19 protein-coding genes, 1 tRNA gene and 1 riboswitch are annotated in these 24,657 nt (G+C 53.8%); of the genes, 8 read left to right on the top strand and 12 right to left on the bottom strand.

The genetic code is table 11. From position 1 onward, the window contains the following. Positions 1–437: 437 nt before the first annotated feature. The 5 genes from ACTHUG_RS00775 to waaA all read left to right on the top strand — a co-directional run bounded on the left by ACTHUG_RS00775 (position 438) and on the right by waaA (position 5,492). Positions 438–1,553 (top strand): ABC transporter substrate-binding protein, encoded by a 1,116-nt coding sequence (locus ACTHUG_RS00775; protein WP_440385919.1) that lies wholly within the window; start codon positions 438–440, stop codon positions 1,551–1,553. 116 nt (positions 1,554–1,669) lie between these two features. Next, the gene (locus tag ACTHUG_RS00770; RefSeq protein WP_254343220.1) at positions 1,670–2,716 is read left to right on the top strand and encodes a FecCD family ABC transporter permease; all 1,047 of its coding nucleotides are present in this window, start codon (positions 1,670–1,672) and stop codon (positions 2,714–2,716) included. Positions 2,717–2,726: 10 nt separating this feature from the next. After that, complete coding sequence (locus tag ACTHUG_RS00765) at positions 2,727–3,494, top strand: ABC transporter ATP-binding protein (RefSeq protein WP_049224957.1); 768 nt, start codon at positions 2,727–2,729, stop codon at positions 3,492–3,494. 165 nt (positions 3,495–3,659) lie between these two features. After that, a complete protein-coding gene (locus ACTHUG_RS00760; RefSeq protein WP_070848976.1) occupies positions 3,660–4,091 on the top strand; it encodes a plastocyanin/azurin family copper-binding protein in 432 nt (143 codons plus the stop codon). 138 nt (positions 4,092–4,229) lie between these two features. Further along, the gene (gene waaA, locus ACTHUG_RS00755) at positions 4,230–5,492 is read left to right on the top strand and encodes a lipid IV(A) 3-deoxy-D-manno-octulosonic acid transferase (RefSeq protein ID WP_440361257.1); all 1,263 of its coding nucleotides are present in this window, start codon (positions 4,230–4,232) and stop codon (positions 5,490–5,492) included. Positions 5,493–5,840: 348 nt separating this feature from the next. On the opposite strand, the gene ACTHUG_RS00750 is transcribed toward waaA, so the two are convergent. Continuing rightward, positions 5,841–7,850: an OPT family oligopeptide transporter gene (locus ACTHUG_RS00750; protein WP_440385918.1), complete on the bottom strand. Its 2,010-nt coding sequence runs from the start codon at positions 7,848–7,850 to the stop codon at positions 5,841–5,843. 248 nt (positions 7,851–8,098) lie between these two features. Here ACTHUG_RS00750 and ACTHUG_RS00745 point away from each other — a divergent pair, with 248 nt between their 5' ends. Continuing rightward, positions 8,099–9,103 carry a quinone-dependent dihydroorotate dehydrogenase gene (locus ACTHUG_RS00745; RefSeq protein WP_440385916.1) on the top strand — a complete coding sequence of 335 codons (1,005 nt, stop codon included), beginning with the start codon at positions 8,099–8,101 and terminating at the stop codon, positions 9,101–9,103. A 56-nt stretch (positions 9,104–9,159) separates the two neighbouring features. On the opposite strand, the gene rnhB is transcribed toward ACTHUG_RS00745, so the two are convergent. Then, positions 9,160–9,753, bottom strand: a complete 594-nt coding sequence (gene rnhB, locus ACTHUG_RS00740) for a ribonuclease HII (RefSeq protein ID WP_254345495.1) — start codon at positions 9,751–9,753, stop codon at positions 9,160–9,162. 154 nt (positions 9,754–9,907) lie between these two features. On the opposite strand from rnhB, the gene ACTHUG_RS00735 reads away from it, so the two are divergent. Continuing rightward, positions 9,908–11,053 carry an FUSC family protein gene (locus ACTHUG_RS00735; protein WP_440385915.1) on the top strand — a complete coding sequence of 382 codons (1,146 nt, stop codon included), beginning with the start codon at positions 9,908–9,910 and terminating at the stop codon, positions 11,051–11,053. A 152-nt stretch (positions 11,054–11,205) separates the two neighbouring features. Here ACTHUG_RS00735 and ACTHUG_RS00730 read toward each other — a convergent pair. Next, a tRNA-Met gene (locus ACTHUG_RS00730) sits at positions 11,206–11,282 on the bottom strand. Positions 11,283–11,391: 109 nt separating this feature from the next. Continuing rightward, positions 11,392–11,491, top strand: a riboswitch (TPP riboswitch). 90 nt (positions 11,492–11,581) lie between these two features. Between ACTHUG_RS00730 and thiC the strand changes: the two genes are divergently transcribed. Then, positions 11,582–13,471 carry a phosphomethylpyrimidine synthase ThiC gene (thiC, locus tag ACTHUG_RS00725; protein WP_440385914.1) on the top strand — a complete coding sequence of 630 codons (1,890 nt, stop codon included), beginning with the start codon at positions 11,582–11,584 and terminating at the stop codon, positions 13,469–13,471. 91 nt (positions 13,472–13,562) lie between these two features. On the opposite strand, the gene murJ is transcribed toward thiC, so the two are convergent. The 9 genes from murJ to ispC form a co-directional block, all read right to left on the bottom strand. Continuing rightward, positions 13,563–15,101 carry a murein biosynthesis integral membrane protein MurJ gene (murJ, locus tag ACTHUG_RS00720; protein ID WP_440385913.1) on the bottom strand — a complete coding sequence of 513 codons (1,539 nt, stop codon included), beginning with the start codon at positions 15,099–15,101 and terminating at the stop codon, positions 13,563–13,565. A 9-nt stretch (positions 15,102–15,110) separates the two neighbouring features. Continuing rightward, entirely contained in the window at positions 15,111–16,286 is a 1,176-nt protein-coding gene (gene lpxB / locus ACTHUG_RS00715; RefSeq protein WP_440385912.1) for a lipid-A-disaccharide synthase, read from the bottom strand. Between the two features lie 159 nt (positions 16,287–16,445). Further along, positions 16,446–17,222 carry an acyl-ACP--UDP-N-acetylglucosamine O-acyltransferase gene (gene lpxA / locus ACTHUG_RS00710; RefSeq protein ID WP_440385911.1) on the bottom strand — a complete coding sequence of 259 codons (777 nt, stop codon included), beginning with the start codon at positions 17,220–17,222 and terminating at the stop codon, positions 16,446–16,448. 75 nt (positions 17,223–17,297) lie between these two features. Further along, complete coding sequence (gene fabZ / locus ACTHUG_RS00705) at positions 17,298–17,747, bottom strand: 3-hydroxyacyl-ACP dehydratase FabZ (RefSeq protein ID WP_003681704.1); 450 nt, start codon at positions 17,745–17,747, stop codon at positions 17,298–17,300. A 73-nt stretch (positions 17,748–17,820) separates the two neighbouring features. After that, a complete protein-coding gene (lpxD, locus tag ACTHUG_RS00700) occupies positions 17,821–18,861 on the bottom strand; it encodes a UDP-3-O-(3-hydroxymyristoyl)glucosamine N-acyltransferase (protein ID WP_049328731.1) in 1,041 nt (346 codons plus the stop codon). A gap of 101 nt (positions 18,862–18,962) precedes the next feature. Next, positions 18,963–19,472 (bottom strand): OmpH family outer membrane protein, encoded by a 510-nt coding sequence (locus ACTHUG_RS00695; RefSeq protein ID WP_070848964.1) that lies wholly within the window; start codon positions 19,470–19,472, stop codon positions 18,963–18,965. A 111-nt stretch (positions 19,473–19,583) separates the two neighbouring features. Continuing rightward, positions 19,584–21,965, bottom strand: a complete 2,382-nt coding sequence (bamA, locus tag ACTHUG_RS00690; protein WP_440385910.1) for an outer membrane protein assembly factor BamA — start codon at positions 21,963–21,965, stop codon at positions 19,584–19,586. 3 nt (positions 21,966–21,968) lie between these two features. Continuing rightward, entirely contained in the window at positions 21,969–23,309 is a 1,341-nt protein-coding gene (gene rseP, locus ACTHUG_RS00685) for an RIP metalloprotease RseP (RefSeq protein ID WP_440385909.1), read from the bottom strand. Positions 23,310–23,440: 131 nt separating this feature from the next. Continuing rightward, positions 23,441–24,622 carry a 1-deoxy-D-xylulose-5-phosphate reductoisomerase gene (ispC, locus tag ACTHUG_RS00680; RefSeq protein WP_070606683.1) on the bottom strand — a complete coding sequence of 394 codons (1,182 nt, stop codon included), beginning with the start codon at positions 24,620–24,622 and terminating at the stop codon, positions 23,441–23,443. Positions 24,623–24,657 lie beyond the last annotated feature (35 nt).

The following is a 24,657-nucleotide window of genomic DNA, read 5'->3' as shown; positions in this document are numbered from 1 at the left end:
CCTCAAGCCTTTCCCTATTTCGCCATTTCAAAAACCAACCTTTTTCACTTTTCCCAAACACTGCTTACAGGCCGTCTGAAAAATATAGGGCGCAAGTGAAATAAAACTTTTATCCCCACACCAAAGGCCGTCTGAACCCCGATTACAAGGTTTCAGACGGCCTTGTTTTCAACCGGATACCTTTTATTTTTGCAATAAAAAACCCTTTGCCTATCCATTTCAGCTACTGCCCACTATGGATTTAGGCACACCATACTCGTCCTTTTAACTAGGTCTTCAGTACACTCAATCCTTATATCAACACTATTCCTTCGTTTAATGATGCAACTTTTTATTCCGAAACATGTCTATCCTTTCGTTTAACTTGAAAAAATACCCAATACCTTGTAAATTTACTAAAAGATAGTAATTATCATCATATTCTAAAGGAATGATTCATGAGATTTACGCAACTTTCTGCCTTGATTGCCACCGTCGCTTTATCCGTCGGCTCCGTATCCGCTTTTGCCAAACCCGTTCAGCTGACCGATACCGTCGGCCGTAAGGTAACCGTCGACCTGCCAGCCAAACGTGTGGTTTTAGGCTTCTACTACCAAGACTACATGGCCATCGGCGGCAAAACCGCGCTGGACAACGTTGTCGGTTTTTCCAAAGCAGTTTGGGCCGACTGGGCGCCGCCGAGCTGGGCGGCATTCAGCAAAGCCGTGCCTAAGTTGAACCAGCTTGCCGACGTGGGCGAAGTGGAAGTCGGCACTTTCTCGATTGAGAAAGTATTGGCATTGAAACCCGATTTGCTGGTTTTGGCCGAATGGCAATACAAGGCTTTGGGTTCCGATCTCGACCGCATCAACAAAGCCGGCATCCCCATCGTCGTGTTGGACTACAACGCGCAAACAGTGGCCAAACACGTTCAATCGACCAAACTCATCGGCACATTGACCGGCCAGCAGCAAAAAGCCGACAAACTGGCGGCGGATTACAAACGCGTTGCCGACACCATCCAAGCGCGCGTGCAAAAGGCCAACCTGCCCAAGCCTAAAGTCTATGTCGAGTTCGGCAACAAAGGCCCTGCCGAACACAGCGTTACCTTCGGCAAGAGCATGTGGGGTTCGATGGCGACACTGGTCGGCGGCAACAATATCGCCGCTTCTTCGGTTGAATTCTACGGCCCGATCAACCCTGAAAAAGTATTGGCTGCCAAACCCGATGTGATCGTGATTACCGGCCGCGAAACTGAATTGAAGAAAAACCCTGCCGCCATGGTGATGGGCTGGGACATTCCGAAAGCCGAAGCGGAAAAACGCTTGGCCGGTTTTGCCAAACGCGCCGGCTGGGCTAACCTGCCTGCGATTAAAAACAACCGCCTCTACGCCGCCTACCACGCCAATTCGCGCACGCTGTCCGACAGCGCGTCAATTCAGTTTATGGCCAAAGCGATTTATCCGCAGTTGTTTAAGGATTTCAACCCTGAGAAGACCTATCTGGACTTCTACCGCCAAAACCTGCCCGTCGTACCGAGCGGCACGTTCTACCTCTATCCGAAAGGACAATAAGGTAGTTTAGATTTTCAGACGGCCTTTTAAATCGGAAGGCCGTCTGAAATTTTTGCGGAAGAAAAAGGCAAACCCGTTCTCCCCTTTATCAACATTCTTTTTTAAAGGTTTGAAACATGAATGATTCGGTTGTCGCCGAGATTGTGAAAAACCAGCGCAAGTTGGAAGGCAAGCGTTGGTTGATTGTGTTGATGTTTTTAATCATCGCGGCAGTCAGCTTCTTATTCGACATCGCCACCGGCCCGGCGATGACGGACACGCTGCCTGTCGGCGAAGTGGTCAATGTTTTGCTGGGCAAACCCGAAGTCGATGAAATGAACCGCCTGATTGTGATGGATTTGCGCCTGCCGATTGCGGTGATGGCGCTGGTGGTCGGTGCGGCTTTGGGTGTCGGCGGTGCGGAGATTCAGACGCTCTTGAATAACCCGATGGCCAGCCCTTATACGCTGGGCTTGGCGGCGGCGGCAGGTTTGGGCGCGTCGGTGGTGATTGCGTTCGGCGGTTTCGGACTGCCTGAAACGGTCGCCGTCCCCATCGGCGCGTTTGTGATGACCATGCTGGCTTCGGGCATCTTGTTTCTGTTTGCCTCGGCGCGCCGCTTCAACTCGGCAATGCTGGTGTTGGTGGGAATTGCGCTGTTGTTTCTGTTTCAGTCGATTCTGTCGCTGATTCAGTTTATCGCCGCGCCTGAGATTTCGCAGCAGATTCTATTTTGGCTGTTCGGCAGTTTGACCAAAGCGACTTGGGAGACGGTCATCGTCACGGCGGCGGTTACAGCGGTATGCGTGTTTCTGCTTTCGCGCGATGTGTGGAAGCTGACCGCGCTGCGTTTGGGCGAAGAGCGCGCCGTCGGGCTGGGCATCAATCTGCAACTTTTGCGCCTGAAAACGCTGGTGTTGGTGGCGGTGATGACGGCGACGGCCATCAGTTTCGTCGGCGTCATCGGCTTTATCGGACTGGTAGCGCCGCATGTGGCGCGGATTCTTTTGGGCGAAGACCAACGTTTCTTCCTGCCCGGCGCGATGCTGGCGGGGGCGGCGTTTTTGTCGGTCGCCAGCGTGTTGTCCAAGGTGATTATCCCCGGCGCGCTGTTTCCGGTGGGGATTGTTACGTCGTTTGTCGGCGTGCCGTTCTTCTTCTGGATTGTATTAACGAAACGATAGGCCGTCTGAAATGTTGAAACTTGAAAACGTACACATCCGGCGCGGCGATTATGTCGTCGCCGACAATATCGATTTGACGCTGGAACAAGGCAAAGTCTATTCCGTGCTCGGCCCGAACGGCACGGGCAAATCCTCGCTGATGAAAACGATTTTCGGCGAAGTGGCGCACAAAGGCACCATCCGCTACGGCGACGAAGCGTTGAGCAAAATCCACCTGCAAAGCTGGCGCAAACGCATAGGCTATATGCCGCAGGACACCGCCGCCGAAGCCTCGCTGACCGCGCTGGAAGTCGTGTTGCTCGGCCGCATGGACGCGCTGCACATGCACGTCGGCGACGAACTGCTGCACGAAGCCGCAAGTATCATGGCGGAGCTGGGCATCGGCCATCTGGCGCACCGCGACGTCATGCGGCTTTCCGGCGGACAGCGGCAGCTCGTCATGTTTGCCCAAGTCATGCTGCGCCGCCCCGAAATCCTGATGCTGGACGAACCGGTCAGCGCGCTGGATATGCACCACCAGTTGAACCTCTTGGAGCGCGTAGTGCAATACACGCACGAACACAATCTGGTTACGCTGATGGTCTTGCACGATTTGAGCCTCGCCGCGCAGTTTTCAGACGGCGTGATTCTGCTCGGCGAAGGCAAAGTACAGGCGCAGGGCGCGCCGCAGGACGTGTTGCAGGCGGACATGATAGGCAGGCTGTACAAAGTGGACATCGAACTCTTATACGACAGCAAGGGCCTGCCCGTTATCCGCCCGATGCGGCAGAGTGCGTAACCTAACCGCTTCTGAAATGTCGGATTTGAGCATCCGGCCTGCGAATTCCCTGCAACTCATTCCCTCTCCCATGGGAGAGGGTTAGGGAGAGGGCGGTAAGCCCAAGGCTTGCCTCTCCGACTCATCAGCCCGACCCATATTTTTATCCTTAGAAAGGACTTCTCCATGAAAAAATCCCTCTTCCTCCTCATGCTGACCGCGTCCCTTAGCGCATACGCCGCCAACCACGAAGTCAAAATGCTTGACAACGGCAAAGACGGCAGCATGGTGTTCGAACCCGGCTACGTCAACGCCAAAGTCGGCGACACCGTAACCTTCAAAGCCACCAACAGCGGCCACTGGGTACAAAGCAAAGCCCTGCCCGAGGGCGTTGCCGACTTCCTCTCCGAAGACGGCAAAGACTTCACCCTCAAGCTCGACAAAGAAGGCGTGTACGTCTATACCTGCCCGCCGCACCGCATGATGAACATGAGCGGCGTGATTCAGGTCGGCAAGCCGGTGAACAAAGCCAAAGCGCAAGCCGTTGTCGATGAAATGGAAAACCGCGCCATGCAAAGCAAAGGCCGTCTGAAAAAATACATGGCGCAAGTGAAATAAACGCGTTTATACCTGCATTAAAGGCTGTCTGAAACCTTTCAGACGGCCTTTTTCCTTTGCGTAAAACACGCATCAAAGCTATATCTTCCGTTTCAGTTTCCGATAAAATAGGCCTATTCCGACACAAGACCCGTAAGCATGATACGCCGCCTTTACGCCACGCTGTGGCACCTCGCCCCCTTCCTGATCCGCCGCCACCTGCGCCGCCGCGCCCTCAAATCCCCAGCCTATCTCGAGCATTGGGACGAGCGTTTCGGGCAGGCGTATCCCAATCCCGTGCAACGCCCGATTTGGATACACGCCGTATCCGTCGGCGAAACGCGTGCGGCCGAACCTTTGGTGCAGGCATTACGCCGCCATTTTCCCGATTCGCCGTTTCTGATTACCCAAATGACGCCGACCGGCCGCGCCACCGCGCAATCTCTGTTCCCCGATGCGCAATGCCGTTACCTGCCCTACGACAAATCCGAATGGGTCGCCCGATTTTTAGCCGAACACCGCCCCATCTGCGGCATTTTGATGGAAACCGAAATCTGGCCCAACCTGATGCACGGCTGCAAAAAAGCAGGTATTCCCCTCTTTCTGGCCAACGCGCGCCTCTCCGAAAAATCCCAACGCGGCTATCTTAAAATCCGCAAGTTGGTCGAGCCTGCCATGCAGACCCTCTCCGGCTGCTTTGCCCAAACCGCCGCCGATGCCGAACGCCTGCACCTCATCGGCGCATCCAACGTCCACGTCTGCGGCAACACCAAATACGACATCGCGCCCCCCAACGACTCGCGTCCGCTTGCCGCCGCCTTTAAAGAACGCATCGGCGCACGAGCCGTCGTCGTCTGCGCCAGCACGCGCGTGTATAAAGGCACAGACGAAGCCGAGCTGCTCCTCAAAGCATGGCAGGGCTACCGCGGCAATGCCTTGCTGGTCATCGTCCCGCGCCACCCTGAAAACTTTCAGACGGCCTACGATATCGCCAAATCGCTTGGTTATACCGTGCAAAAACGCAGCGACGGACAACCCGTTTCCCCCAACACACAGGTTTGGATAGGCGACAGCATGGGCGAACTTGCCGCCTACTATCTCAGCGCAGACATTGCCTTCGTCGGCGGCAGCCTCGTCGATGCCGGCTGTCAAAACATCATCGAACCCATAGCCTGCCGCGTCCCCACCCTCTTCGGCTACTCCAACTACAACTTCGCCCAAGCCTGCAAAGGCGCAGTCGAAGCCAAAGCCGCCGTCCGCGTCGAAACCGCCGAAGCCTGGTACAGAACCACGCGCCAATACCTCGACGACGAAACGCTGCGCCAACAGCTGATCAGCCACACCGAGCAATTCATTTCGCAACACCAAGGCGCCAGTGCCAAAATTGCCAAAGCGATTGCAGATTGTTTGAATCAGCGTTAAACAATAAAAAACCGCCCGTTCATGACAAACAGGCGGAAACTGAGAAACAGTTTTTTGTTTTCAGCCGTTTAATTGACTAAGAGCAGGAACAGGGTTAAGATAATCCTAACGACTGTCCGCAGTCTCAGCCATGAACGACCTTTCGGCTTGGTTCGTTTCATGTTGAAACTCTCCTTTCTAGGGAGGTTCAAATAAAACAGCCCCACTGCCATGGGGCTGTTTCACTACCTAGCCCCGCAACAATTATACCCAAACTTCCTAAAATCATTCCAAACAAATTTCCACTGAAAAGGCCGTCTGAAACCCCAATGTTTTGGGTTTCAGACGGCCTTTTCTCAACCTACAAACTTAACGTCCTGCTTTCAACACGCGGCGTGCAAACACGAACATACCGAAGACAAAAAACGCCAAGCCCAGCCATTTGGCGGCCGTATCCCAGTTTTCCAAGCTCAGGGCCAAAGGCGCATCCGAACCGCCGTTGGTTACGGAGAAGGCAATGATAAACGCCATAATCACACCGATCAGGCTCTCGCCGACAATCAAACCGGCGGAGAACAGCGTACCGATACGTTCCGCATTTTTCAGACGGCCTTCACGGTTTTCCTGACGGCGGGCGATAACGGATTTCAACACCGCCGCCAATACCGCGCCGATTACAATCGGCATATTCACAGACGGCGGCAGGTAAATGCCCATGCCCACGGCCAATACCGGCAAAGCGCGCTTGCCGCCGGAAGATTTGCGCAATGTGAAATCGACCGCAATCAACGCCACGCCGATGCCCACGCCGGTGAAAATATAATCCCATTGCAGATTGTGCGAGAAAATACCTTGGGCGATGGTGGTCATCAAAGTTGCCTGAGGCGCGGCAAGGGCTTGGGCCGCATCCATGCCTTCACGCGGCATCGCGCCGGTAAAGCCGTAGGCTTCATACAAAAGCTCCAACACAGGCGAAATCACCAATGCGCCGACAACGCAGCCGACAATCAGCGCGACCTGCTGTTTCCAAGGCGTTGCCTTTACCAGATAACCCGTTTTCAAATCCTGCAGGTTGTCATTGGAAATCGAAGCCACACAAATCACAGACGCGCCGCAAAACAGCGTCAACGCCAGCAGGAATTTGCGGTTTGCCTCGTCCGCCATCAAGCCGCTGGATTCGCCGACCAGCAGCAACACCAGCGAAATAATAACGATAGAGACGATGCCCACACCCGAAATCGGGCTGGAAGACGAACCGACCAAACCGGCCATATAACCGCAAGCCGCGGCCACCAAAAAGCCGATAATCGAAGCCAGCAACGTACATACGACCACCAACAGCCAAGCCAAACCGCCGGAAATATGCGAGTCGCCGATAAAGTGGAAGAAGGACACGCCCAACACCAGCATCATCGCCAACACCCAGGCAATCATCGCCTTAGGCGACAAATCCTGTTCCGTGCGCTCGGTCATCTGCGCGCCGCCGAAATTACGGAAAGACAGGCGCATGCCCTCGACCATCGGTTTCATCAAAGTCAACAGCGTCCAAATAGCCGCGATACCGATCGTACCCGCGCCGATAAAACGGACTTTTTCCTTCCACAAAGACATCGCAAAAGGAATCATCTCCATATCGGCAGGTTGCGGAATATGCGCCGACAGATAAGGCACGGCCACGCCCCAGGCAATCGAAATACCCAGCAAAATCGCGATACCGCCGGTCAGGCCGACCAAATAGCCCGCGCCCAGCAAAGCCAGTGAAAAGCCCATCGGCACTTGAAACACCGACGCGCCGCCTTTAAACCAAAAGCTCGCGCTGTCCGCCACCACGCGCAAACCGCTTGCGCAGAAGCTCATCAAACCGGCCAAAGCGCCGCCCGACATCAACTCCTTGATACCGCTGCCGCCTTCCTGTTGGTCCGCATCATGGTCGCCGACCTTCAAAATCTCAGCCGCCGCCACGCCTTCCGGATAAGGCAAATCGCTTTTCACCACCATCGCATAACGCAAAGGCACAGTGAAAATCACGCCCAAAATACCGCCGGACATACACAGCAGCGTTGTCTGCCAAAACGGAAAGCCCGCCCAATAACCGGCCATCAGCAAACCCGGCAGAATAAAAATAATACTGGAGAGCGTCCCCGCGGCCGAAGCCTGAGTCTGCACCATATTATTTTCCAGAATATTACTGCCTTTAAAAAACTTCAAAACCGCCATCGAAATCACCGCAGCCGGAATCGAAGACGCAAAAGTCAAGCCCACCTTCAAGCCCAAATACACATTGGATGCCGTAAAAATCACCGTAATCAACGCGCCGAGTATCATCCCCCGCAACGTCAGCTCACGGAAACTCGCATAAGGATCAACCGCCTGTTTCATAGAAATATTCCTGTATCAGGTAAACAATCAAATCAAAACTTTTCAGACGGCCTTTTGATACATCCATCAGGCCGTCTGAAAAACCTCTCTTTTGCCATTTTAATAAACTATCCGAATACACGCAAAAGCCCTATTTATTTTCATTTGCCGCCAAACCATAAAATCATATCGATACAGACGTTTGGGGCAGTTTGACGGTTTCAGGTAAAATAACGCCACATTCATCAACCGTTCAGAAAGCCGCCGTCATGTATTCACTCGTCCGCCCCATCCTGTTCCGTTTCGATGCGGAAAAGGCCCATCATTTCACGCTCAACAGTTTGCGTACCGCCGAAAAATTCGGCCTGCTGCCCAAAGTGGACAGCCACACCCGGCCAACCGAGCTGATGGGTTTGCAGCTGCCCAATCCGGTCGGCTTGGCGGCGGGTTTGGACAAAAACGGCGAGTGCATCGATGCGTTTGCCGCTTTGGGTTTCGGCTTTGTCGAAATCGGCACGGTAACGCCCAAGCCGCAGCCGGGCAATCCGCAGCCGCGCCTTTTCCGAGTTCCCGAACACCAAGGCATCATCAACCGCATGGGTTTCAACAACCACGGCATCGATGCGATGATCCGCAACATTGAAAACAGCCGCTTTAAAGGCATTTTGGGCATCAACATCGGTAAAAATGCCGTTACACCGATTGAAAACGCGGCCGACGATTATCTGATTTGCCTGGAAAAAGCCTACGCCCACGCGAGTTACATCACGGTCAATATTTCCTCCCCCAATACGAAAAACCTGCGCGCCTTGCAAGGCGGCGACGAGTTGAGCGCATTGTTGGAAGCCTTGAAAAACAAACAGGCGCAACTGGCGGCAGCGCATGGCAAATATGTGCCGCTGGCGGTCAAAATCGCGCCGGATTTGGATGAAGCGCAAATCGACGACATCGCCCATGTGGTCAAATCCGTAGAGATGGACGGCATCATCGCCACCAACACGACCATCGACAAATCCAGCTTGGGCAGCCATCCGCTCGTAGGTGAACAAGGCGGCTTGAGCGGCTTGCCCGTGCGCGAGAAAAGCAATCAAGTGTTGAAACTTTTGGCAGAACGCATTGACGGCAAGCTGCCGATTATCGGCGTCGGCGGCATCATGAACGGCGCGGACGCGGCAGAAAAAATCCGCTTGGGTGCCAGTGCGGTTCAGGTGTACAGCGGTTTGATTTATCGCGGCCCCGAATTGATTAAAGAGTGTTTGGCTGCGTTGAAATAATACTTTCCCAAAAACAAGGCCGTCTGAAATCTTTCAGACGGCCTTTTGATGTGCGTTCATTCTTCAAACAGATTGCCTTGTGCCAATAAGGTTTTGACCGGTGCGAAATCGCGGCGGTGTTCCGGCAATACGCCGTATTGTTTCAATGCGGCCAAATGTTGCGCCGTGCCGTAGCCTTTGTGCCGGTCAAACCCGTATTGCGGATAGCGTTTCGCCAATTCATACATTTCTGCGTCGCGCGCGGTTTTGGCCAAAACCGAAGCGGCGGAGATTTCGATGATTTTGCTGTCGCCTTTGACCACTGCTTCGGCAGGGACATTCAAATCTTTCGGCACGCGGTTGCCGTCTATCCACACTTTGTCGGGAGCGACCGACAGCCCCTCGATGGCGCGCTTCATCGCGGCCATGGTTGCGTGCAGGATGTTCAGTCTCAAGATTTCGTCGGGGTCGGCAAAGGCAATGTTCCACGCAACCGCCTGTTCCTTAATCATCTGCGCCAACATATCGCGCTTTTTTTCGCTCAGTTTTTTTGAGTCGGTCAAACCCGGCAGGTCAAAATGTTCCGGCAAAATCACTGCCGCCGCAAATACGCTGCCGACCAAAGGGCCGCGCCCCGCCTCGTCCACGCCTGCGCTTAAAACCGTCGCCATTTCTTCACCGCCTGTCTGATTCAAAGCCGCCATTATATCCGCTTGCGGCAGAGAAATTCTGCAATAGTTCAAACCATTGGGAAACAGTTCAAATTTCATCTGCTTTACCAATCAGTTATAATTTACATCCCCACATACCAATACGTCTTACAACATGCCTGCCCAATCCGAACGCCTCCATTTTTCCGAACGCTGGCTCAACGCCTACGAACGCTACCGCTATCGCCGCCATATCCACGCCTTCCGCCTCGGCTTGGCAATCGTGTTTTCCACTCTGTTGGCCAAAGTCTTCCACCTGCAACACGGCGAGTGGATCGGCATGACCGTCTTTGTCGTCCTCGGCATGCTGCAATTCCAAGGCGCGATTTACTCCAAAGCGGTCGAACGCATGCTCGGCACGGCCATCGGTTTGGGCGTCGGTTTGGCCGTTTTATGGTTGAACCAGCATTATTTGCAAGACGGTGTTTTCTTCTATCTGATTATCGGCGCCGCCAGCGCAGTAGCCGGTTGGTCTGCGGTCGGCAAAAACGGCTATGTCGCCATGCTTGCCGGTTTGACCATGTGCATGCTCATCGGCGACAGCAGCCACCACTGGCTCGACAGCGGCCTGATGCGCGCCATGAACGTTTTGATTGGTGCCGCCATCGCCATTGCCGCCGCCAAACTCCTGCCCCTGCGCTCCACACTCATGTGGCGCTTCATGCTTGCCGACAACCTCACCGACTGCGCCAAAATGATTGCCGAAATCAGCAACGGCAAGCGCATGACGCGCGAGCGTTTGGAACAAAACATGATTAAAATGCGCCAAATCAACGCCCGCATGGTCAAAAGCCGCAGCCATCTGGCCGCCACATCCGGCGAAAGCCACATCAGCAACAATATGATGGAAGCCATGCAGCATGCCCACCGCAAAATCGTCAACACCACCGAGCTGCTCCTGACCACCGCCGCAAAACTGCGCGCGCCCACGCTCAACGAAAGCGAAATCCGCCTGCTCGACCGCCACTTCAACCAGCTCCAACGCGAACTGCGCCTGACCGTCCGCCTCATCAAAGGCCACTACGCCCGCCGTATCCGCATCGATACTTCGCTCAATGCCGAACTAAGCAAACCGGCCGCCCGCCTGCATTACGACTGGCAAGGCTTCCTCTGGCTCAGCACCAATATGCGTAACGAAATCGCCGCATTGGTGATCCTGTTGCAACGTTCGCGCAATAAATGGTTGGACAAAAAAGAGTTACTACGCTTGAAAGAACACCTGCGCAACGACAACAAGCCCAAATCGGAAGAGGCCGTCTGAAAAAAGGCCTGTCGTATTTTTACCCAACCCCCGCCGCAAGACAGTAAAAGGCCGTCTGAAACCCAATGGTTCAGACGGCCTTTCCATCAATTCATCCGCAATAAATGTCGCATAAAGCAAAATCCCCTGCGACTGCAGGGGATTTTTATATTTGGTTGCGGGAGCAGGATTCGAACCTACGACCTTCGGGTTATGAGCCCGACGAGCTACCATGCTGCTCCATCCCGCGTCAGGAGTTGTAACTATACAGAAAGGCGGAATTGCTGTCAAGCGTTTTTGACAGAAAATATCCAAACGTTGCTTTACAAAAAACCGGCCGCGTGGTTTAATTTTCGTTAATAAAGAAACAGGGGTGCTGCTTTCAAACCGAGCGGCTGAGAAATACCCTTTACACCCGAACAGGATAATACCTGCGTGGGGAGTTTCGGCAAAGGTGATTTTAGACGGATTGAAGATATCCGAAAGGCCGTCTGAAAAAAAGCAATGCTCCTGTTTCCATTTCATAACCGAGAAACAGGAGCAATTTTTATGACTACCGCTAAAAAAACCGGCGATGAGGCGCGCCGTCTTTCCGACTTGAGCGAAGACATCGGCATTCGCTTCCAATATCCCAATTCCGACCGAATCTATATCCCAGGCAGCCGCGCCGACATCCGCGTGCCTTTGCGTGAAATCCGTCAGGACGACACCTACACGGCGCAAGGTACGGAAGCCAATCCGCCAATTCCGGTGTATGACACCAGCGGCGCATACGGCGATCCGGCGGCGCATATCGACTTGAAACAAGGGTTGCCGCACGTCCGCACCGCATGGCTGGACGAACGCGGCGACACCGAAATCCTGCCCAAGCTCTCCAGCGAATACGGCACCGAACGCGCGCACGATCCGAAAACCGCCCATCTGCGCTTCAACCAAATCACCCGTCCGCGCCGCGCCAAAGCAGGCCGAAACGTAACCCAGCTTCACTACGCCCGACAAAGCATCATTACGCCCGAAATGGAGTTTGTCGCCATACGCGAACGCATGAAGCTGGACGAGCTTTTCAGACGGCCTGAATACGCCAAGCTCTTGAAGCAGCACGCAGGGCAAAGTTTCGGTGCGAACATCCCGACCCACCCCGACCAAATCACGCCCGAATTTGTGCGCCAAGAAATCGCCGCTGGACGCGCGATTATCCCTGCCAACATCAACCACCCCGAACTCGAACCAATGATTATCGGCCGCAACTTCCGCGTCAAAATCAACGGCAACTTGGGCAACTCCGCCGTTACCTCCAGCCTGACAGAAGAAGTCGAAAAAATGGTGTGGTCGCTGCGTTGGGGCGCGGACACGATTATGGATTTGTCCACCGGCGCGCACATCCACGAAACGCGCGAATGGATTATCCGCAACGCGCCCGTCCCCATCGGTACGGTGCCTATTTACCAGGCTTTGGAAAAAACCGGCGGCATCGCCGAAGACCTGACTTGGGATTTGGTGCGCGACACCTTAATCGAGCAGGCGGAACAAGGCGTGGACTATTTCACCCTGCACGCAGGCGTGTTGCTGCGTTATGTACCGATGACGGCCGACCGCCTCACCGGCATCGTATCGCGCGGCGGCTCCATCATGGCGAAATGGTGCCTTGCCCACCATCGGGAAAACTTCCTCTACACGCATTTCGACGAAATCTGCGAAATCATGAAAGCCTACGACGTGTCGTTCAGCCTCGGCGACGGCCTGCGCCCCGGCTGCATTGCCGATGCCAACGACGAATCTCAATTTGCCGAATTGCACACCTTGGGCGAATTGACCGCCAAAGCATGGGAACACGACGTCCAAGTCATGATCGAAGGCCCGGGCCATGTGCCGCTGCAACGCGTCAAAGAAAACATGACCGAAGAGCTGCAACACTGCTTTGAAGCGCCTTTCTACACACTCGGCCCGCTCGTTACCGACATCGCCCCCGGTTACGACCACATCACCTCGGGCATAGGCGCGACCAACATCGGCTGGTACGGCACAGCCATGCTCTGCTACGTTACCCCGAAAGAGCATCTCGGCCTGCCCGACAAAGAAGACGTGCGCACCGGCATCATCACCTACAAACTCGCCGCCCACGCCGCCGACCTCGCCAAAGGCTGGCCGGGCGCACAATTACGCGACAACGCCCTGAGCAAAGCGCGTTTCGAATTCCGCTGGCGCGACCAATTCCGCTTAAGCCTCGACCCCGAACGCGCCGAAAGCTTCCACGACGAAACCCTGCCTGCCGAAGGCGCAAAAATCGCCCACTTCTGCTCGATGTGCGGCCCCAAATTCTGCTCGATGAAAATCACGCAGGAAGTGCGCGACTACGCCGACAAGCAAAAAGCCCAACAGCAAGGCATGGAAGAAAAAGCGATTGAGTTCGTCAAAAAAGGAGCGAAGCTTTACAGTTAAAACATAAAACAAGAAAAGGCCGTCTGAAAATGTTTCAGACGGCCTTTTTAGCGAATAGTCTTGAAGCCAAAGCAATACGCCCTCTGGCTGCTTATTTTTCTACCCTGCGAAAATGGTGCGGACGAAAACCGAGCGCGGCTAGGGAAACAAAGTAGAGGCCACCGCCCAAGGCAATCAGGACGCAGAGTTGGCCTGCTTTTTTAAAGCCGCCGACGTGCACCCATTCAAACGGCAGATAATATTGCGCCAGCCATAAACCACCGCCCATGACGACCAAAGAGATGACCATTTTAACCAAAAACGCAGCCCAACCTTTGCCGGGACGGTAGATGCCGTGTTTGCGCAAAAGGAAAAACAGCAAACCTGCATTCAAACACGCGCCCAAACCGATAGCGAGGGACAGGCCGACGTGTTTGAGCGGCGAAATGAAGGCAAGGTTCATCAACTGCGTGCAAATCAGCGTGAAAATAGCGACTTTAACGGGGGTTTTGATGTTTTGGCGGGCGTAGAAACCGGGCGCCAACACTTTAATCATAATCAGACCGATCAAGCCGAAGGAATAGGCAATCAGCGCATATTGGGTCATTTGCGCGTCGTGCAGCGTAAATTCACGGTACATGAACAAGGTCGTAACCAGAGGGAAAGACAACACGGCAAGGCCGACGGCGGCAGGCAGGGTCAGCAGCATACACAGGCGCAAACCCCAGTCGAGCAGGCCGGAAAACTGCTCGGTATCCTGACTGGCGGCGTGTTTGGACAAGGTAGGCAGCAAAATCGTACCGAGTGCCACGCCCAAAACGCCGGTCGGCAATTCCATCAGTCGGTCGGCGTAATACATCCATGACACGCTGCCGGACTGCAAAAACGAGGCAAAAATGGTATTGATAACCAATGAAATCTGCGCCACGCTCACGCCCAAAATAGCCGGCCCCATCTGTTTCATCACGCGGTTGACCGCTGCGTCTTTAAAGCTGAGTTTGGGCATTTTCAAGAAGCCCAGTTTCGCCAACCAAGGCAGTTGGAACACCAGCTGCAACACGCCGCCGACAAATACTGCCCACGCCAACGCCATAACAGGCGGATCAAAATACGGTATGAAAAACAGGGAAAAGACGATAAAGGAGATATTCAAAAATGTCGGCGTAAAAGCGGGAATGCCGAATTTATGATAGGAATTGAGTATCGAACCGACAAAAGAGGATAGTGAAATCAATAAAATATAAGGAAACGTTACCCGCAGCAGGTCGATGGAGAGCTGAAACTTATCGGCATCTTTGGCAAAACCGGGCGCGGAAACATAAATTACCCACGGCGCAGCAAGTATGCCCAGCGCGGTAACGATGACCAACACAAACGACAGCATACCGGCCACATGACGTACAAACGCCTGCGTGGCTTCGGGCGAGCGGGTTTCTTTGTATTCCGCCAAAATCGGTACGAAGGCTTGGGCAAACGCGCCCTCTGCGAACACGCGCCGCAATAGGTTGGGCAGTTTGAACGCGACAAAAAACGCATCCGTCGCCATGCCTGCACCAAACGCACGGGCAATAATCGTATCGCGCACAAAGCCCAAAATGCGCGACACCATCGTCAGGCTGCCAACCTTGGCCAAGGCTCCCAATAAATTCATGTGTTTTCCTTACTTGTCTTTCAGGCCGTCTGAAAATCCGGCTTCTTCCAATACTGCCGCTGCCGCCAATGCCGCCGTATCTTTTTTCAACAGCAGATGCAAGGCGTGGAAATCCTGTTCCAACGCGGCCACGGCCTCAGGGCGGTCATACCAGTCTGCCACGGCCTGCGCCAGTTTTTCAGGGATGGCGTCGTGTTGCAGCAACTCGGGAACGGCGGCTTTACCCAACAGAATATTGGGCAAACCGACATGCGGCACTTTGATTTTGTTTTTCACATACGCATAAGTCAGCGGCGAAATCTTGTAGCTGATGACCATAGGTCGCTTGCACAAGGCCACTTCCAAAGTCGCCGTACCGCTGGTAACCAATACCACGTCGGCAGCGGTGCAAACCGTATCCGACTGCTTGTCGGTCAACGTGATGGGAAGGGCGGCGAACTCAGGCTGCGCCAAAATTTCGGTAATGCGTTTGCGCGTTGCGGCCGTCGCCACAGGCAGCAAAAACTGTGCCTGCGGATAACGTTTCAGCAGCAATAAGGCCGTCTGAAAAAACACCGCCGCCATGTAATCGATTTCGCTCACGCGGCTGCCGGGCAAGATGGCAAACACGGGCACGTCCGCAGGCACGCCCAGCTTCTGCCGAGCCGCTTCCCTATCCGCTTCCACGGGCATGGTTTGCGCCATCGGATGGCCGACAAATTCGGCCTTGCCGCCGGCATCGATATAAAGCTGGGGCTCCATCGGAAACAGGCACAACACGCGGTTGACCTGATGCACGATTTTATTAACCCGTTCGCGCCGCCACGCCCAAACCGACGGGCTGACGTAATGAATGGTATGAATGCCTGCCTGCTTGAGTTTTTCCGCCACGCCGAGATTAAAGTCCGGCGCATCGATGCCGATAAACACATCCGGCTTGAGGCGGATTAAATCGTTTACCAGCCCTTTGCGGATTTTTAAAATCTGCGGCAGGCGTTTGATGACCTCAACAAAACCGCGTACCGCCAGCTTTTCCTGATCGTACAAACTCTCGAAACCCTCCGCCTTCATGCGCTCGCCACCGATGCCGGTAAACCGCGCATTCGGGCAACGCGCCTTAATGGCACGGATTAAGTGTGCGCCGAGCAAGTCGCCGGAAGCTTCGCCGACGCTGATGGCAATAAGGGGGGAAGGATTGGAATTCATGTATTGAGGTTTAAAAGCTAAAAGATTTTGTGGCGGTCATTTGCCCGTCCGTTTTCAGACGGCATCGGCGGCAAACGGACAGGAAACCTGCCCTACTACGCGGATTTTTGCAATCCAAAGGCCGTCTGAAAAAGTTTCAGACGGCCTTCAATCCATCCATCAACGGATAATGCCGCGTGTGGATTGTGCAAAAAAGTCTTTAAATATCGCCAATTCGCTTTGGGTTTCGGCGCGTTTCAGAATGTCCGCCTTGGCTTCTTCAAACGGAATGCCGCGATGGTAAATGGTTTTATACGCATCTTTGACGGAGGCAATCTGTTCGGCCGTGAAACCGTTGCGGCGCATACCTTCGCTGTTGAGGCCGGCCGGTTCGGCGCGGTAGCCCGCAGCCATAAAGTACGGTGGTACGTCTTTGTGTACACCGGCGGCAAACGCGGTCATGGCGTAGTCGCCGATTTGGCAGAACTGGAACACCAGCGTGTAGCCGCCCAAGACGACGTAGTCGCCGATGGTAACGTGGCCTGCGAGTGAGGCGTTGTTGGCGAAGATGGTATGGTTGCCGACCACACAGTCATGGGCGAGGTGGCAGTAGGCCATGATCCAGTTGTCGTCGCCGATACGGGTTTCACCGATGCCGGTAACCGTACCGAGGTTGAACGTCGTAAATTCGCGGATGGTGTTGCCGTTGCCGATAATCAGCTTGGTCGGCTCGTCGCGGTATTTTTTGTCCTGCGGAATTTCGCCGAGGCTGGCAAATTGGAAAATGCGGTTGTTTTCACCGATGGTCGTATGGCCGTTGATGACGGCATGCGGGCCAATTTCAGTATTCGCACCGATTTGCACATTGGGGCCGATGATGCTGTACGGGCCGACTTTGACGCTGGAGTCGAGTTCGGCTTTAGGGTCGATGACGGCGGTCGGATGAATAAGGGTCATGCTGTTTCCTTGCTGTCTGATACAGGTATTGCCTGCAAGATGCCGTCTGAAGCTTTCAGACGGCCTGTCCCATTCTTACACCACGCGTTTGGCGCACATAATCACGGCTTCAACGGCAACTTGGCCGTCAACTTTGGCAACGGCGTTGAATTTGCCGATACCGCGTTTGTTGGTCAACAGCTCGACTTCAAAAACCAGTTGGTCGCCGGGGATGACTTGGCGTTTGAAACGGGCGTCATCGATACCGGCGAAGAAGAAGAATTCGTTTTCTTTGCGGCCGCCTTCGCTGAGGATGGCGAGTGTGCCGCACGCTTGCGCCATGGCTTCGATAATCAGCACGCCGGGCATCACGGGCAGGTCGGGAAAGTGGCCTTGGAACTGCGGCTCGTTCATGGTCACGTTTTTAATCGCAGTCAGGGTTTTCATCGGTTCGAACGCAGTAATGCGGTCGAGTTGCAAAAACGGATAACGGTGTGGGATAAGTTTTTGAATGTCTTTGGCTTCGATCGGGAGTTGTACGTCCATGATGTTCGTCTTTCCTTGTTTGTATTGGGTTTAAACGTATTCGGATGCGGGGCGCGGACTGTTTGCGCCGCCTTTAGGCTTCGTCACTGTCGGCAAGCTGTTTTTCCAGCGTTTTGAGGCGTTTGTTCATTTCGCTCAAACGGTGGATATAAACGGCATTGCGCGCCCAGTCTTTGTAGCCCGACATCGGGAAAATACCGGCCAAATGCTGGCCGCTTTCGGTAATGCTGTGGGTAACGGATGTGCCGCCGCCGATGGTGGTTTTATCGGCGATTTCGATGTGTCCGACCGTGCCGACGCCGCCGCCGATAATGCAATAATTGCCGATGGTGACGCTGCCGGAAATGCCGGTTTTGGCGGCGATAACGGTGTGCGAACCGATTTTGCAGTTGTGGCCGATTTGAACTTGGTTGTCGATTTTGGTGCCGTTGCCGACGGTCGTGTCGCTCATTGCGCCGCGGTCGATGTTGGTGTTCGAACCGATTTCCACATCATCGCCCAACGTGACTGCGCCGGTTTGCGGAATTTTAAACCATGAATCGCCGGCAAAGGCCAAGCCGAAACCGTCTGCGCCGATGACGGCGCCGCTGTGGATTTCAACACGGTTGCCCAAAGTGCAGCCGTAATAGATGACGGAGTTGGGATGCAGCACGACTTCATCGCCCAACGTGCAATCGTGTTGGACAACGGCATTGGCCAAAATACGGCAACCTTCGCCCAATACGGCATTCGCGCCGATATAGGCATTCGCGCCGATTTCGCAGCTTGCCGGTACTTTGGCGCTTGCCTCGACAACGGCAGTCGGATGTACGCCGCCCTGTGCTTTGACAATCGGCGAGAACAATCGTGCCACTTTGGCAAAATAAAGATAAGGGTCGGCAGCCACAATCAGGTTGCGGCCTGCAAATTCGTCTGCGGCTTTCGGCGACACAATCACTGCGCCTGCCTGGCTGTCGTGTACTTCGGCTTTGTATTTCGGGTTGGCCAAAAAGCTGATGTGTTCCGCCTGCGCCTGATCCAACGGACGGACGGCGGTAATGGCGATGTCTTCGCCTTTCCATTCGCCGCCGAGTTGGGAAACGATTTGGGACAGGGTGTATGCTTGTGAAGTCATGATAATCTGCCGTCAAGATGTCAGGCCGTCTGAAAGTTGCCGGTTTGGGTTTCAGACGGCCTTAGGTTTGTCTGTATGGTTGCATTCGCTGCCGAGCAGGGTCAGTGTGCGTTTAGGGCTTTGATAACGCTATCGGTAATGTCGTAACGACCGTTGACGTAAATCACGTCCTGCAAGATGAAGTCGTAACCTTCGCGTTTGGCCAAATCGACGATGACGCGGTTGGCATTTTGCTGGAGCGCGGCGAATTCTTCATTGCGGCGCAGGTTGTAGTCTTCAGCCAACTCAGCCTGCTGCTTGCGGAATTTCTGTACCAGATTGCGCCATTTTTGGGTTTCCGCTTCCCTTTGGCTGTCGCTGAGCTTGTCGCTGCTCAGTTTTCGCTCCAAAGCCTCGCCTTCCTGCTGCAGCTTTTGCAAGGCGGTTTGACGGCTTTTGAACTCTTTTTCCAAAGTCGTCTGAATGCTTTGCGCCTGCTTGGATTCCTGATAAACGCGCTCGGTATTGATAAAACCGATTTTCTGTACGCCATCCGCCGCCGCTTGCGGCAAAAGCACGAAACCCGGCAGGGCTACGGCGAGGACACGGAGGGTGCCGGCTATTTTACTCATGATAAAAATCCTTGCTTGAAAACAGACGGGCGGTTTGCAATAAGCCTGCCGCCAATCTGCCATGAGGCCGTCTGAAACGGACAAACCCGGTTTCAGACGGCCTAAACATCATCAGAATGTCGTACCGAGTTGGAATTGGAAGCGTTGGATTTCGTCGCCTTCTTTTTTCTTAATCGGATAAGCATAACTGAACTTCATCGGACCCAGCGGAGAGAGCCAGGTCACGGCAGCACCGGCAGAGTAACGCAATTCGTTTTTGAATGTCGATTTGTGCGCACTTTCAAGGTAAACCGATTTGTTATTACCGCTCTCTGCCGCGGTATAGGTTTTGTCGTCCCACACGCTGCCCGCATCGGCAAACAGGCTCAGACGAACGGTACGCGAGTCTTTAATGCCCGGCATCGGGAAGAGCAACTCTGCGGAAACGTTGGCTTTTTTGTTACCGCCGTAGCTGATTTTCTCGCCGTATTCGTCATAGACTTTCGGGCCCAGCGTACCGCTTTCAAAGCCGCGGACAGAGCCTAAGCCGCCACCGTAGAAGTTTTCAAAGAACGGCATGGTTTTGGTTTTGCCGTAGCCGTTGCCATAACCGACTTCGCCACCCAGCATCAATGTGAAATCTTTGCTCAATGGGAAGAACCAAGTTTGGTTGTGGGTCAGGGTGTAGTATTGCAGGTCGCTGCCCGGCAGTGCGATTTCACCGTTTACGCCGGTCAGGTAACCGCGGGTCGGCCACAAGGCATTGTCGGTTTTGTTGCGGCCCCAGCCGATGGTGCCTTTGTACAACCAGCCTTTGAAGTTGCCCACGCCACTGCCGTCGCCTTTACCATATTGGTTGATAAAGTCGGCATAGCGTTTAGGCGCGCCTTTGTAGGTGTTCACGGTCAGACGCTCTGCGGCCAAACCGAAGTTCACACGGTCATATTCGGTAACCGGAATACCGATACGCAAACCGCCGCCGAAAGTCGTGGTTTTATATTGTTTCGCGCTAGAAGAAGCTTTACGCGGGTCGTAAGTCTTGCCGTAAAGGTCGTAGCCCAAGCTTACGCCGTCAGGTGTGAAGTATGGGTCGGTAAACGACAACGAGCCGTTTACTGTGGTTTTACTGCGGGAAGCGCGCAGGGCAACGGATTTACCCGTACCGAACAGGTTGTCTTGAGCCACGCCGGCAGACATTACCAAACCGGTATCCTGAACCCAACCTGCGCTCAAGTCGAGCGAGCCAGTCGAACGTTCGGTCAGGCTCATGTTCAGGTCAACTTGGTCGGGGGTATTGGCCACAGGAACCGCATCAAATTGAACGTTGTCGAAGTAGCCCAACAACTCAACGCGCTCTTTAGAACGTTGCAGTTTGGCAGAGTCGTAAGGCGCCGATTCCATTTGGCGCAACTCGCGGCGGATAACTTCGTCACGGGTTTTGTTGTTGCCGGTAATGTTGATTTCGTTTACATAGATTTTGCGGCCCGGTTGGACGGTCAGCACAAAATCAACAGTATGCGTTTCGGCATTGGGAATCGGTTGGACATTGATTTCGCTGAATGCGTAACCTGCCTGACCCATGCGGTTTTGGATGGCTTCGAGCGAATTGGACATTTGTGCGCGCTCGTACCATTTGCCCGGCTTCATGGTCAGCAGTTTTTCCAAATCTTCTTTCGGCACTTCCAGCGTATCGCCTTCGATGCGTACATTACCCCAGCGGAAGCGGTCGCCTTCGCTGACGGTTACTTTAATGGTCTGCTTGGTTTTGTCTTCGTTGGTTTGGATATCGGTATCCAAAATGCGGAAGTTGAAGTAGCCGTTGTTTTGGTAGTAATTGGTGATTTTTTCCATATCCTGAGCAAATTTTTGCTCATTGAACTGGTTGCTCTTGGTCACCCAAGTCCACATGCCGCCTTCGCTCAGGGACATTTGTTTCAGCAGGCGGCGGTCGGAATAAACTTCGTTGCCTTCAAAGGAAATATCGGTAATCTTGGTAGATTTGCCCTCTTCGATGGCAATATCGATAGACACGCGGTTGCGAGCAAGTTTGGTAACGGTCGGCGTGATTTTGACCGACTGTTTGCCGCGGCTCAAATACTCTTCTTTCAAACCGGCAACGGCTTGGTTCAGCGTTGCTTGGTTGAAGTATTGGGATTGCGCCAAACCAAAGGCTTCAAGGTTTTTCTTGATGGCATCGTTTTGCAGCATTTTCGCGCCGGTAATATTGAGCGAGCTGATGGTCGGACGCTCAATCACGGTCAGCAGGACTTGATTGTCCATGGTCTCGACGCGTACGTCGTCAAAGAAACCGGTTGCATAGAGTTTTTTGATGATTTCTTCACTGCGCGCATCATTGAAATTATCACCGACTTTAACGGGCAGGTAGTTGAAGACGGTACTCGGCTCGGTGCGCTGCAGGCCTTCGACGCGGATGTCCTGAATGGTAAAGTCAGCCAATGCCAGTGGAGACAGGCTCAATACCATTAAAGCGGAAGCAATCTGGTTCAGTTTCATAAATTATCCAAACAAACGGTTGATGTCATTAAAGAAAGCCACAGCCATCATCAAAAGCATGGCTGCCAGTCCGAAGCGCAGGCCGACTGCCTGTATGCGCTCGCTCAAAGGCTTTCCGCGTATCCATTCGGCGGTATAGAAAACCAAATGTCCGCCGTCTAAAACGGGCACGGGCAAAAGGTTCAACACGCCTAAGCTGATGCTGACCAAGGCCAGAAATTCAAGATAGCTCTGCAATCCATGTTTTGCGGATTGTCCGGCGACATCGGCAATGGTCAGGGGGCCGGAAATATGGTTCAAAGAGGCATTGCCCGTAACCAGTTTTCCGAAAAATTTGAGGGTCGTCCACGAATAGTTGACGGTTTTGTTCCAACCCAATTCAAAGGCTTGGGCAACGGAAGGCGTATAACGGTAGCGGATGGTTTTATCCCACTCTTTATCCGCCTGGGCGGCAAGCCCTGCTCTACCTACCAGCACGCCAGCCGACTGCTCGACGCTGTCCGGCCGGATAGCGGTTGCCAGCACTTTGCCGTCGCGCTCGTAAGTCAGTTCGATTCGTTGGCCGGGGCTGGCGCGGAAAAGTTCCGTCCATGCCTGCCAGCTTTCGATGGGCTTCCCATCGGCGGTCAGCAGTTTGTCGTTTTCCTTCAAACCTGCTTTTTCGGCCGGACTATCAGCCAAGACTTTGCCGATGCGGTTAGTAATTCTAAAAGGCAAAAGGCCGATGTTGCCTTGGCTTTTCGCAACTTTACCTGCTTCAGGCGTGCCGGTGGCATCAATTATGCGGACGGCTTGGGTATTTGAGGCCGTCTGAACAGCGACTTTTACAGGACCAGATTCAAGGTTCAACACCATCTCGGTTTGCGCATCGCTCCAGTCTTTAACGGCAATTCCGTTGACCGATACAATTTTATCGCCTGCCTGAAAACCTGCTTTGGCGGCAATACTGGCAGGCTCGACCATGCCGACATAGGGGCGCAACTCGGTTACGCCGAAGGAAAAGCTCAAACCGTAAAGCAAAACGGCCAAAATCAAATTAGTCAAAGGGCCGGCGGCGACAATGGCGATGCGCTTGGCCGGATGCTGTTTGTCAAAGGCGTAGGGCAAATCTGCTTCTGCCACCTCGCCTTCGCGCGTATCGACCATTTTAACGTAACCGCCCAGCGGAATCGGGGCAAGACACCACTCGGTATTACCGCGTTTTCGGGTGAAAAAGGGCTTACCGAAGCCGACGGAAAAGCGCACGACTTTAACGCCGCACCAGCGGGCAACAATATAGTGTCCGAACTCATGCAGGCTGACCAAAATCAGAATGGCGACGATAAAGGCTAAAAAGGTTTGCAAAAAAATCCCCTGAGTGGAATGTGATAATCAACGGATAAGGCCGTCTGAAAACCGATTATAAAGGCAGTTGTTCCATTTTGTCTGCCTAAATGCCAAGCGGTTGGCGTTTCAGACGGCCTGTCATTGAAGCCTTAATATTTACCGATAAAGGCTTCTGCCTGTCTGCGTGTTTGCGCGTCTTGCGCCAGCAGGCTTTCGATATCATGATGGCCGTCTGAAAAATCTTGGGCAAGGCAGTGGGCTACGACTTGGGCAATATCGGTAAACTTGATGCGTTTATCCAAGAAAGCGGCCACGGCAACTTCGTTGGCGGCGTTCAACACGCAAGGCGCGGCGCCGCCTGCATTCATGGCCTGATAGGCAAGTTTCAAACATGGGAAACGGTCAAAGTCAGGCTTTTGGAAGGTCAACGCGGACAATGCGCCGAAATCCAACTCGCCCACGCCGGAATCGATGCGTTCGGGCAGACCCAAACAATAAGCAATCGGCGTACGCATATCGGGATTACCCAACTGCGCCAATACCGAACCATCTCGATAACGCACCATGCTGTGTATCACGGATTGCGGATGGATGACGACTTCCAGTTTTTCCGGCGGACAGTTAAACAGCCAATGCGCCTCAATCAACTCCAAGCCCTTATTCATCATTGACGCGGAATCGACGGAAATTTTGCGCCCCATGCTCCAATTCGGATGCTTGACCGCCTGCTCGGGCGTAATGCTGTCAAATGTACTTAAATCAGTGTTAAGGAATGGGCCGCCCGATGCAGTCAGGATAATCGAATTGATACCGTGCTCATTCAGACGGCCTGTGTAATCCCTTGGCAATACTTGGAAGATGGCGTTGTGTTCGCTGTCAATCGGCAAGACAGCGGCGCCGTTTTGACGGGCGGTTTCCATGAACAATGCGCCGGAAACCACCAGCGTTTCTTTGTTGGCCAGATAAATGGTTTTGCCCTTTTGAGCGGCGGCCAAAGCCGAGGGCAAACCGGCCGCGCCGACAATGGCACACATCACGCCGCTGACTTCATCGGCCGAAGCCACATCAATCAGGGCTTGAGCACCATATAAAACCTGCGTATCGATGCCTTCTTGTTTGAGTTTCTTTTCCAGCTCGGCGGCATGGCCGGCATCGCCGACAACGGCATATTCCGGGCGGAACTGTTTGCATTGTGCCGCCAGCTTGTCCACCTGCCTATGCCCTGCCAGCGCGAACACGCGGAATTTTTCGGGATGGCGGGAAACAACGTCCAAAGTGCTTTCGCCTATGCTGCCGGTACTGCCTAATATGGTCAGAACTTGTTGTGTCATGGTGTGTTCTTTGTGTGCTGTGCAAACGGTATTCA

This window comes from Neisseria sp. P0022.S009 (assembly GCF_051956675.1).
In the GTDB taxonomy this organism is placed as follows: Bacteria; Pseudomonadota; Gammaproteobacteria; order Burkholderiales; family Neisseriaceae; genus Neisseria.
This window is presented reverse-complemented; position numbering and strand designations above follow the sequence as displayed.